The organism is Sphingobium sp. 3R8, from assembly GCF_020166615.1.
In the GTDB taxonomy this organism is placed as follows: Bacteria; Pseudomonadota; Alphaproteobacteria; order Sphingomonadales; family Sphingomonadaceae; genus Sphingobium; species Sphingobium bisphenolicum.
In genome coordinates this window covers 135,641-146,186 of sequence record NZ_JAIQXR010000012.1, presented here as the reverse complement: position 1 = coordinate 146,186, position 10,546 = coordinate 135,641, and the positions used below count along the sequence as shown (strand labels likewise).

The 10,546-nt window shown below is 62.7% G+C and carries 8 protein-coding genes and 1 pseudogene; 6 read left to right on the top strand and 3 right to left on the bottom strand.

The window, feature by feature from the left end; all coding sequences use genetic code 11:
• Nucleotides 1-196: 196 nt before the first annotated feature.
• A protein-coding gene (locus K9B33_RS13220; RefSeq protein WP_411974015.1) for an IS5 family transposase occupies nt 197-957 on the bottom strand; the annotation gives its coding sequence in 2 pieces (ribosomal slippage) (nt 197-631 and nt 634-957; 759 coding nt in all).
• A gap of 136 nt (nt 958-1,093) precedes the next feature.
• Between K9B33_RS13220 and K9B33_RS13215 the strand changes: the two genes are divergently transcribed.
• Together K9B33_RS13215 and K9B33_RS13210 are read left to right on the top strand one after the other, a co-directional pair.
• On the top strand, nt 1,094-1,264 hold the full coding sequence (locus tag K9B33_RS13215) for a hypothetical protein (protein WP_224549356.1): 171 nt from the start codon (nt 1,094-1,096) through the stop codon (nt 1,262-1,264).
• Between the two features lie 33 nt (nt 1,265-1,297).
• Nucleotides 1,298-1,618 carry a hypothetical protein gene (locus K9B33_RS13210; RefSeq protein WP_224549354.1) on the top strand — a complete coding sequence of 107 codons (321 nt, stop codon included), beginning with the start codon at nt 1,298-1,300 and terminating at the stop codon, nt 1,616-1,618.
• A gap of 139 nt (nt 1,619-1,757) precedes the next feature.
• On the opposite strand, the gene K9B33_RS13205 is transcribed toward K9B33_RS13210, so the two are convergent.
• A complete protein-coding gene (locus tag K9B33_RS13205; protein WP_411974014.1) occupies nt 1,758-3,983 on the bottom strand; it encodes a catalase in 2,226 nt (741 codons plus the stop codon).
• Nucleotides 3,984-4,379: 396 nt separating this feature from the next.
• On the opposite strand from K9B33_RS13205, the pseudogene K9B33_RS23255 reads away from it, so the two are divergent.
• Nucleotides 4,380-4,670, top strand: a pseudogene (locus K9B33_RS23255) (hemerythrin domain-containing protein); the annotation flags it as partial.
• A 202-nt stretch (nt 4,671-4,872) separates the two neighbouring features.
• On the opposite strand, the gene glf reads toward K9B33_RS23255, so the two are convergent.
• Nucleotides 4,873-7,062: a UDP-galactopyranose mutase gene (gene glf / locus K9B33_RS13195; RefSeq protein ID WP_224549351.1), complete on the bottom strand. Its 2,190-nt coding sequence runs from the start codon at nt 7,060-7,062 to the stop codon at nt 4,873-4,875.
• Between the two features lie 183 nt (nt 7,063-7,245).
• Between glf and K9B33_RS13190 the strand changes: the two genes are divergently transcribed.
• The 3 genes from K9B33_RS13190 to K9B33_RS13180 all read left to right on the top strand — a co-directional run bounded on the left by K9B33_RS13190 (nt 7,246) and on the right by K9B33_RS13180 (nt 10,503).
• Nucleotides 7,246-9,444 carry a dTDP-4-dehydrorhamnose reductase family protein gene (locus K9B33_RS13190; protein ID WP_224549350.1) on the top strand — a complete coding sequence of 733 codons (2,199 nt, stop codon included), beginning with the start codon at nt 7,246-7,248 and terminating at the stop codon, nt 9,442-9,444.
• Nucleotides 9,445-9,559: 115 nt separating this feature from the next.
• Nucleotides 9,560-10,309, top strand: coding sequence for a Crp/Fnr family transcriptional regulator (locus tag K9B33_RS13185; RefSeq protein ID WP_224549372.1), 750 nt, complete (start codon nt 9,560-9,562; stop codon nt 10,307-10,309).
• A complete protein-coding gene (locus tag K9B33_RS13180) occupies nt 10,309-10,503 on the top strand; it encodes a hypothetical protein (protein ID WP_224549349.1) in 195 nt (64 codons plus the stop codon). Before K9B33_RS13185 ends, K9B33_RS13180 begins: the two co-directional genes overlap by 1 nt.
• Nucleotides 10,504-10,546: the final 43 nt, after the last annotated feature.

Sequence of the window (10,546 nt, the reverse complement as noted above, 5' to 3'; positions counted from 1 at the left end):
CATTCCTCGCATTGGCTGGTAATCGATCTGGTATCGTCTCACCGCCGATGGCAGCCGTCATATGCCCCATCGATTGCTGAATCAACGAAGGACAGGCCAACGCCTGTTCCAAAAAAAGGATCGCCGCTCACCGGTCGGGATCGTCCTGATGGTGCAGACGAGCGTGCGAGGGATCACAATCCGCTAGGTTGGGGACTCATTTGAGCCATTCAGCGACGACGGCGACGAGAGCGATGGCGGAGAGATAGTTTTGCGCGTGCCGGTCATAACGAGTTGCGATGCGCCTCCAGTTTTTAAGGCGTCCGAAAAGCCTCTCGATGACGTTTCTTCTACGGTAGACGCGTCGATCGAGGGGGTACGGCGTTCGGCGTGTCGCAGTTGAGGGAATGACCGCTTTGACGTTCCGGGCGGTCAGCCAGTTTCTCAGGCTGTCGACATCATAAGCTTTATCGGCGAGCAGACGTCTGGGCGGAATGACTGTCTCCAGAAGCGGGATGGCGATGCTGATGTCGGCGATGTTCCCCGGCGTCAGGGTGATGGCGACCGGTCGGCCGCGATCGTCGGCCAGGCAGTGGATTTTGCACGTCCTGCCGCCCCGCGAGCGGCCGATCGCTTCTTCATATTCCCCCTTTTTGAGCCTGCTGCCGAACGGTGGGCTTTGACGTGGCTGCTATCGATCGACAGTTCCTTGGGCACAGGCCCCGATGCCGCGATCTTCTCGAACAGGCGGTGCCAGATGCGCCTCTGGGACCAGCGGTTGTAGCGGTTATAGATCGTCGTCGGCGGTCCGTAAGCGGCGGGGACATCCCGCCAGCGGCATCCTGTCTTCAAGACATGCAGGATGCCTGAGATCACCGTTCGGTCATCAACCCTCGGCTTGCCGGCTTTGCCGTGCGGAAGATGCGGCTCAATCGCCGCCCACGCCTCATCTGAAAGCCAGAATAGATGCCGTGACATACCCACTCCTGCACAAACCTACAAAATGAGAGTATTTATCACATAATATCAGTACTATGTATGGGTTCTCAACCTAGCGCCGCCTATCAGCATCGAACCTGGCAGTTGACGCATCGTGGCGTCATGCGGTGCTGCTATGGATGATGCACAGAAGGCATCGGTTCTCGCCGTCATACGGCGAACGCCCCAGTGGATCCGGCACGATCTCCAGACAAAAGATGCGGCAGTCCGATCGCGCGCGGAAGAAAGCCTTGCCGCCATCATCGTCGGCGCGCTCGAGGACGACGGATCAGTGCTGCGCCGATGAGCAGGCGCGCGCATCCCGAAAGCCGAACGTAAGATGATCCATCCATTTCCCTTCGGCACAATCGCCGCGATCACCATCGCAGCTCTTGGTCCGCCGATCGAGGGGGCTGAGCCGACGATCGCTTCGATCGTCTACACCGTCCATTGCGCCGAGGGTCGCTCGTTCGAGGTCCAACTGGCCCCGGATCGCGCCATCATCTTTGCCGAGGGCAAGCGGTGGACGCTAGCTCGGATGCCATCGCATCTGTTCGTCCGTTACACGAGCAAAGAAGGAGCGCTGGTGATCGATGCCGATTTCGTGGCGCTTGTTTTGACAGGAGACCTTGGCTTCACGCAATGTCACTTGCTTCGGTAAGGACAAAGGGTGTCCCGCACATGCTGGCCGATCATTGGGAGCTGCTGTCGCACTTTCAGCTCCGGTCAGCGCCGCAGGCATATCGATGCCGCGGAAACCGGACCATTCGACCCGGCCTCCGCGGCCTATGTGATCGCTCTTAGGCTTCGGGCTGTGCGTCGAGATCGACCGTCAGTTCGCGCGGCCAGTAGCGTAAGGTTCGGCAAGCCGTCAGGAAGGTCTTCGCGTCGGCAACCTTGCCCAAGGGCAGGCAAGCCTCGTCCAGGACGTCAGAGATGCCCGCCTTGACGAAGATCGCCTCCGCCTCGGCGCTGATGCCGATATATTTGCAGTGGGCAAAGGCATCGGTGGCGAAGTCCTTGGCCGCCGCGTCGAGCGACAGCAGAGCCGCGCCTTCGGCCGAGACGACGATCGCGACCGCGTCGAACAATACCGAAGGACCGCCGTCGATCTTGTGCTTGGCGGCGACCGTGGTGCCGTCAGACAAGGTGACGCCGGCGATCTTCGGCGCGATTACCTCATAGACTGCCCCCTCGGCATCGACCGCCGCGATCAGCGCTTTCACGATTGCCGCGTCCGCGCCGTCGCTCAGCAACATGCCGAGCTTGCGGCCCTTGAAGCTGTCGGGACCGTTCTTGACGATGCTGAGCTTGTCAGAGGCAGGGAGGTCGGTAATCGGCTTGCGCGCCGCCACCGCAGCGTCGGGAAGCGTAAGGCCAAGACCGCTTGCGACAGTCGCGGCCAGCGTCGCATCGATGTTGAGCAGATGCGAGACGGTGCGCGAACGGATGTCGGGCCGTTCGACCTTGGACAGTTCGAACACCAGCGCGTCGCCGATATGCTTCTGCTCGATCGGTGTCTGGCTGACGAAGAATTGCCGCGCCTGGCTATAGTGATCGGCGAAGCTTTCCGATCGGACCCGTTGCTTGGGTCCATCGGCGGCTTCGGCAAAGCTGGTGAAGCCGCGCACCGGGTCCTCGCGCGGACCGCCCTGCGTGGCGCCCCAGCTATTGGGCTCGTAGTTCGCGCGTCCCACGGGGTTGCGCATCGCCATGTGCCCGTCCTGCTGGAAATGGGCCATCGGGCATTTGGGCGCATTGATCGGGATATGGGTGAAATTCGGGCTGCCCAGCCGCTTGATCTGGGTGTCGAGGTAGGAGAAATTGCGCCCCTGCAACAACGGGTCGTTCGAGAAATCGATGCCTGGCGGTACATTCTGGGTGCAGAAAGCGACCTGCTCGGTCTCTGCGAAGAAATTGTCGACGACCCGATCGAGCACCAGCCGGCCGACGATACGGATCGGCACCAGTTCCTCGGGAATGAGCTTGGTCGCGTCGAGCACGTCGAAGTCGAAACTGTCGGCGAAAGCATCGTCGAACAGCTGCACGCCCAGCTCCCATTCAGGGAAATCGCCGCTGTTGATCGCGTCCCACAGGTCGCGGCGGTGGAAATCGGGATCGGCGCCGTTGATCTTGACCGCCTCGTTCCAAACCACCGACTGCAGGCCCTGTTTGGGCTTCCAGTGGAATTTGACGAAAGTCGACTTGCCTTCCGCATCGACCAGGCGGAAGGTGTGGACGCCAAAGCCCTCCATCGTACGGAACGAGCGCGGGATGGCACGATCCGACATCGTCCACATGATCATGTGGAAGCTTTCCGGCGTCAGGCTGACGAAGTCCCAGAAATTGTCATGGGCGGTCTGCGCCTGCGGGAAGTTGCGATCCGGTTCGGGCTTGGCCGCATGGATGAGGTCCGGGAACTTGATCGAATCCTGGATGAAAAAGACCGGGATATTGTTGCCGACCAGGTCCCAATTGCCTTCTTGCGTATAGAGCTTCACCGCGAAACCGCGCACATCGCGGGCAAGGTCGAAAGAGCCCTTGGATCCCGCGACGGTCGAAAAGCGGACGAAAGCCGGCGTTTTCTCGCCCACGCGCTGGAAGAGGTCGGCGCGGCTGACGTCGGCCAGGCTGTCGGTCAGTTCGAAGAAACCATGGGCGCCATAGCCGCGCGCATGGACGACGCGCTCGGGGATGCGCTCGTGATCGAAATGGAAGATCTTCTCGCGGAAGTGGGCGTCCTCCAGCAGCGTCGGGCCGCGCGCGCCCTGCTTCAGGCTGTTCTGGTCGTCTGCGATCGGGATGCCGTTCTGGGTAGTCAGCGTCGCGACATCGCCGCCGGCTGTTTGGTGGGTATCGCCCCCCGCAGCCTGCGGTTCGGCGAACGACATGGAGATCACGGCGTCGGCCGGGATAGCCGTGGCCTTCTGCGACGTCTCCCCGCCGATATCCGTTCCGGCCAGATCGGCGGGCGTCACCGGCGCCTTGCTGGCGGACGGCTTGGATGCACTGGGTTTCTTGGCCATGTTGAGTCCTCGGCTGAAAAGGCGTGTGATGGGGACGGGGCGCTCAGCCCGGCGGAACCGGGCACGAGGCTGCGCCGTCATGGGCGTGAGGTCGGAACCAGAACCCGCACACCGATCAACAGTTGCCCCGCAGGGCGCGAAATTAACCTGCGTCATCACGATTATGTGAAGGTTGAGCGGTGGATCGACAATCACATTAACAGATTTTGCTTTCCCGGCATCTGCGGGAACGGGGCCTAATGCGACAGGTTCTTCGAACAAGGCCAGCGCTTTGCCGGTCACCCCCGATCAGGAGACTTGCCCATTTCCATCATCGACCGTTTCATCGCCGCCGTTACGCCGCCTGAGAGCGAAGAGGCTAGGCTGGAGGCGCGCACCAAAGCAACTAAGGCCGCCATGCCCGGCGATTGGCTCGACCAGATCCTGCAGCACCATATGGACCTGGAAGACGCTTTTGCCGACGTCAAGGCCGCATCCGACACCGCGTCGCGTACCGCGGCGACGAAGCTGCTGGGCGTATTGCTGACGGGCCATGCAATCGCCGAAGAAGCGGTCATCTATCCCGCGCTCGCCGAAGGCGGCGAAAAAGCGCATGCGGGCATCGGCTATGACGAGCAGGCGATGGTCAAGGTACAGATGGCGCTGCTCGAAAAGTTGGAACCGATGAGCAAGGATTTCCTCGACAAGCTCGAGCATATCCAAGGCGCCGTTCAGCATCATATGTATGCCGAGGAGGGCAATTGGTTCCTTGATCTCAAAGAGAATACCCCCTGGGGACCAGACCCTGATGACCAAGCGCTATGCCGAGGAATATGCCCGCTATGTCGGGGCGGACGCGCCGGCCTGATCGGGCAAGAGGGAGCCGACCGCAACCGGCTCCCTCTAGTGCCTATTCGGCCGCGATCGCCGTCTCGCCATTCAACACGTTGGCCGCTTGCTGCGCGGCGTGGCGTCGATAGGTTGCCAGCGCCTGGCCGACGACCTGGTCCATATTATAATAACGGTAAGTGGCAAGGCGCCCGACGAAGAGCACGTCGGGCGTGCCGATTGCAAGTGCCTCATAGCGTTTGAACAGCGCCTCATTCTCCGGCCGGGGGATCGGATAATAAGGGTCGCCGTCCGCGCAGGGATATTCGTACGTGATGCTCGTCCGCTCGGCGCTCTGTCCGGTCAGATGCTTATATTCAGTGACCCGCGTGTAGGGCACGGCCTCCGACGGATAATTCACCACGGCTACATCCTGCAGCCATTCTTGGTCCAGCGTCTCATGCCGGAAATCAAGGGAGCGATAAGGCAGCTTGCCGTACCGGTGGTCGAAATATTCATCGATCGGCCCGGTGAACACGAGCGTGCCGAATTCGACCTGTTCGCGAACCTCCTGGAACGCTACGCCGAGTTTCACGTCGATGAGCGGATGATCGAGCATTGCCGTGAACATCGCCGTGTAGCCGTCCGCTGGCATAGCCTGAAAGCTGTCGTTGAAGTAACGATCGTCGGTATTGACCCGGGTGGGCACTCGCGCGGTCACCGACTTGTCCAGTTCGGACGGGTCCATGCCCCATTGCTTGCGGGTATAGCCGCGAAAGAAGGTCTCGTAGAGTTCGCGCCCAACTTTGGCGATCACCACGTCGGCGGAGGTCACGATCGGCGACACCGGTTCGGCCCGGGCGGCGAGATAGGCTTCGGCCTCTTCATCCGTGCTGAGTTCCAGATCGTAAAGCGTGTTTAGGGTCGTGCGATTGATCGGCATCGGCACCTGCACGCCGTCGATGTTGGCGAGCACGCGATGCTCATAGGGTCGCCATTGCGTGAAGCGCGACAGATAGTCGACGATATCCTGACTATTGGTATGGAAGATGTGCGGGCCGTAGCGGTGGACGAGGACGCCCGCATCGTCATGATGATCGAAGGCATTGCCAGCGATATGATCCCGGCGGTCGATCACGAGCACGCGCTTGCCGCCGTCGCGCGCCAGTCGCTCGGCCATGACCGCGCCGGCAAAGCCCGCGCCGACGACGAGATAGTCGTAATGGGCGGGGCTGTTCCGGGTTAAGGTCGTGACGATATCGGTGATGCGTGCCGCCATTCCGTCCACTACGGTCTCCCAGGACTGATCGGAGAGCGCCGCATCCGCTTGCACCCGCCAGGCGGCATCCTCAGCTTCTCTACCGCGCATGACTGCGCGTTCGCAGGCGGCTATGAATGCATCGGCCGTATCAGCGATCTCGACAGCATCGAGGGCGCCATAATGGCGCACCACGTCGGTGATGGGCGAAGAGACGACGGGAAGGCCAGCGGCCAGATATTCGGGCGTCTTGGTGGGCGAGATGAAGCGGGTCGACTCGTTGATCGCAAAGGGCATCAGCGCGACGTCCCAATTCGCGGCAATTAGCGGCAGTTCGTCATAGGTCTTGCCGCCGAGCCAGGCGATGTTGGCACGCTGCGGCAGATCGGCCGGATCGATCTTGACCACCGGTCCTACCATGATTAGCGACCAGTCGGGCCGCGCTTCGGCCAAGGCTGCGAGCAGGTCCAGATCCATCCGTTCGTCGATCACGCCATAGAAGCCGAGACGCGGGGCAGACCGCGTCGCGAGCGGTTGACGATGGCCCCGCGCGCGGACGAAATGCGCAACATCGACGCTGGACGGGAAAGCATGCACCGAAGGATGGCGCGACCGCTTCGCCTCATAGAGGCTGTATCCGCCGGTGAAGACGAGGTCAGCCACGTCGAACAGCTCACCCTCAAGGTCCGCTAACTCAGCGGGAGCGAAGCGGAAGTTGGCGAGCTCGTCCATACAGTCGTAGACCGTGCAGGCCGCGTCGAGATGGCGCGAGAAATCGAGCATCATCGGCGTATAATACCAGCGGATGAGCGGTCCCGTCCCCTCGGCCAGTTGCGCGTCGAGGAGGTCGGCGAGCGCCTTGTTCCGCGCCGCATCGTCGAGGCCGTTGGGAAGATGCGGGATGGCGACCGTGACACCGGGAGCCTGGGACCGCAATTCCAGCCAGGCCTTCGCTGCGCCGCCAACGGGTTCCTCCCAGAACAGGATCGGCCATTGCGCCGCGAAACGAGACATCAGATGCTGCGGGCGCTGAAACACGAAGTCCCAACGGAGATGGGAAAAACACACCAGCGTCATGCGGTTAGGACTTTCTAATCTGGAGGGAAAGCGCAGAGGATAGTGAACGAACTATCGATGGGCATGCTCCGCCCCACGCGCGTAAATTAACCCGCGTCTATACGATTGTAGCGCAGCGAGATGCGTAGTCGCCTATGGTGGACCCTGTCGGGTGCTGCTGTGCCCCTATGTCGCGTGAATGGATGGCTTATCGATCCGCTCCTCCCATACCTGCGACTCGCCCTCTGGGGCGGGGTCGAATGCACAATCAACCGCGTCGGGGACGCCTATCTCGATCAGGTCTTTCTGAGCGGTCATCACGGGCGCGCCGACGATCTCGATCGCTTTGCCGCCTTGGGCATCGCGGCGCTGCGCTATCCTCTTCTCTGGGAAAGCTTCGCGCGGGCGGCGGACCCGGAGCCGCTCTGGGCCTGGCACGACGAAAGGCTCGAGCGCCTGAACCGCTTGGGCATCCGGGCGATTATCGGTCTCATTCACCATGGCAGCGGTCCACCGGGCACCGATCTCCTCGCCAACGACTTCGCGGCCGGGCTCGCCGCGCATGCGAGGAAAGCTGCCGACCGCTATCCCTGGGTGCGCGATTGGACGCCGGTCAACGAACCGCTCACGACCGCTCGCTTCGCTGCTTTGTACGGGCATTGGTATCCCCATGCGCAGAAGGAAGGTGATTTCTGGCTTGCGCTGGTCAACCAGATCGATGCGATCCGATGGGCGATGCGTGAGATCCGCACGGTCGTACCGCAGGCGCGGCTGATCCAGACCGAGGATTTGGGGCATAGCGACGCGACGCCCGAGCGAGGCACGCAGGCCGCGTTCGACAATGCGCGGCGCTGGGCGTCGTGGGACATGCTGACCGGTCGCTTCGTGCCCGGCCATGCGCTGTGGGACCATGTGATCGCGCTGGGTCTGGAAGATCGACTGCATGCGATCGCGCAGGCGCCTTGCCCACCCGAAATATTGGGCCTCAACCATTATCTCACCAGCGATCGCTTCCTCGATCATCGGCTCGATCGTCACCCGCCGGCCAGCCATGGCGACAGTGCCGCCGGGCCGCTCGCCGATGTCGAGGCCGTCCGGGTGCTCGACGACCCGCCCGGCCTTGTCGGCGCGGCCCGGGCCTGCTGGGCGCGGTACGGCATCCCGATCGCCTTTACGGAAATCCACAATGGCTGCACGCGCGAGGAGCAGATGCGCTGGCTGTGGGAGGCTTGGTCCATCGCGGGCAAGTTGCGCGACGAGCTGATCCCGATCGAAGCTGTCACCGCCTGGAGTCTGCTGGGCGCGCAGGACTGGGACAGTCTGTTGACGGACCCCGCTGGCAACTACGAAAGCGGCGTCTTCGACACGCGCGGCAAGCGTCCGCGCGAAACCGCGTTGGCGCCGCTGATGCGGCAGCTAGCGGCGGACGAGGCGCCGGACCATCCGGTCCTGGCGCGGCGCGGTTGGTGGCGGCGTCATCAGGCGGTGCCCGGCGCGCCGACACGCCCGCTGCTCATTACCGGGGCAACGGGGACACTTGGCCAGGCATTTGCTGGCGCATGCCGGCTGCGCGGCATCGACCATGTGCTGACTGATCGGCAAGGCCTCGACCTCGGCGATACCTGCTCGATTGCCAGCGCGCTCGACCGCCTGTCGCCCTGGGCCGTGATCAACTGCGCCGGCTGGGTCCGCGTCGACGAGGCCGAAGACCGGGCGGAGGATTGCCATGCCGCCAATACACTTGGTAGCGTCACCTTGGCGCGGGCCTGCCGTGACCGCGACATTCACTATACCGGCTTTTCGAGTGACCTGGTGTTCGACGGCCTGGCCGGGCGAGCCTATGTCGAAAGCGACGCGCCTGCGCCGCTGAACGTCTATGGGCGGAGCAAGGCCCGCGCCGACGCCGCGCTCGACGCCTTGGGCGAACGCACGCTCGTGATCCGCACCGCCGCTTTCTTCTCGCCCTATGACCGGCAGAATTTCGCGATGCATCTTGTCGACGCCTTGCGGGACGGGCGGCCATTCATGGCAGCCTCGGACTGCGTGATTTCACCCACCTATGTCCCGGACTTGGTACGCGCGACGCTTGATCTCGTCATCGACGATGAAACGGGACTCTGGCACCTCGTCAGCATGGGTGCCCTATCCTGGGCCGATTTTGCTGGCGCGCTCGGCAGGGCGATGGCGCTGCCGCTCGGATCGATCGATGCCAGGCCTGCCGATGCCATGGGCTGGATCGCGCCACGGCCCCGGCATGTGGCGCTCACTAGCGAGCGCGGCCTGATCATGCCGGACCTCGGCTCGGCGATCGCGCGTTTCGCCACGACCTTGGGCGCCTGATGCGCGAAGTTAACCTGCGTCATCACGATTTGCCGGATCGGCAGGCAACATGCACGCGGTTCGTCCGTTTGACGGGTACACGGCTATCCTGCCGACGTCTCACTCGAGCTTTATCATGTTCACCGATCGTTTCCTGAGAGACAAACGCGGCGTAAGCCTGGACGCGACCGAACAAGCACGGCTGGAGGCCGCGATCCGCGAAGTGCGGACCCTGGCGCCGCGCACTACCCTGGTCCGGGCGGGTGAGCCGCTGCATCAAAGCATCTTGTTGATCGAAGGGATTATGTCCCGCCACATCGATGATCGTGACGGACTGCGGCAACTCGTTGCGGTGCATGTACCGGGAGATTTCGTCGATCTGCACGGCTTTCCTTTAAAGGTGCTCGATCATGACGTCGGCACGATGACGGCGGCGACGGTCGCGATCGTTCCGCATAAGGCGCTGGACGCGATCGTTGCGGAAATGCCCGTTATGGCGCGCAAGCTCTGGTTCGCCACGCTGATCGACGCTGCCATCCACCGCGCCTGGCTGTTCCGCCTCGGCCGCCTCGATGCCATCGGCCGGGTCGCGCATTTCCTGAGCGAAACCAATGCGCGCCTCGTCTCTGCAGGCCTCAGCGACGGCCGTCGCTTCGCGCTGGGCCTGACCCAGGCCGACATCGCCGAAATCTGCGGCCTCACCAACGTTCATGTGAACAGGGTGCTGCGATCGCTGCGTGAGGACCGGTTGTGCGTCTTCCGCTCCTCGCTCGTCGAGATACTCGAGCCCGAGCGGCTCGCGGCTCGCGGACAGTTCGACCCTGCCTACCTCTACATCGACGATGGCCTTGTGCGGCCCATACCCTCCCTATCAAAGGCATTTTAATGACAGATCATCTTCCCGCTACGCAGGCGCAGACCACGCCCGGCGTCGCCAGCGCCGAAAGCGGCCTCGTCATTCTGGATGGGCCTGACGGTGTCGCTGTCACGATGACGCCCCACGCGGCCGTCGGTACCGGGGAAAGTCTTATCGCGGCTGCGGCGATCGCGCAGACGCAATCGACGGATGATGTCGAATAAGCTTTGCAATGGTGCCGGCCCAGTCCTCCTGCCAACGGAAATT

Bases quoted from the DNA above. Each gene is read 5' to 3' on its own strand.
- K9B33_RS13215 (WP_224549356.1), top strand. From the start codon at position 1,094: ATGGATGATGCACAGAAGGCATCGGTTCTCGCCGTCATACGGCGAACG.
- K9B33_RS13210 (WP_224549354.1), top strand. From the start codon at position 1,298: ATGATCCATCCATTTCCCTTCGGCACAATCGCCGCGATCACCATCGCA.
- K9B33_RS13205 (WP_411974014.1), bottom strand. From the start codon at position 3,983: ATGGCCAAGAAACCCAGTGCATCCAAGCCGTCCGCCAGCAAGGCGCCG.
- glf (WP_224549351.1), bottom strand. From the start codon at position 7,062: ATGTCTCGTTTCGCGGCGCAATGGCCGATCCTGTTCTGGGAGGAACCC.
- K9B33_RS13190 (WP_224549350.1), top strand. From the start codon at position 7,246: ATGCGTAGTCGCCTATGGTGGACCCTGTCGGGTGCTGCTGTGCCCCTA.
- K9B33_RS13185 (WP_224549372.1), top strand. From the start codon at position 9,560: ATGTTCACCGATCGTTTCCTGAGAGACAAACGCGGCGTAAGCCTGGAC.
- K9B33_RS13180 (WP_224549349.1), top strand. From the start codon at position 10,309: ATGACAGATCATCTTCCCGCTACGCAGGCGCAGACCACGCCCGGCGTC.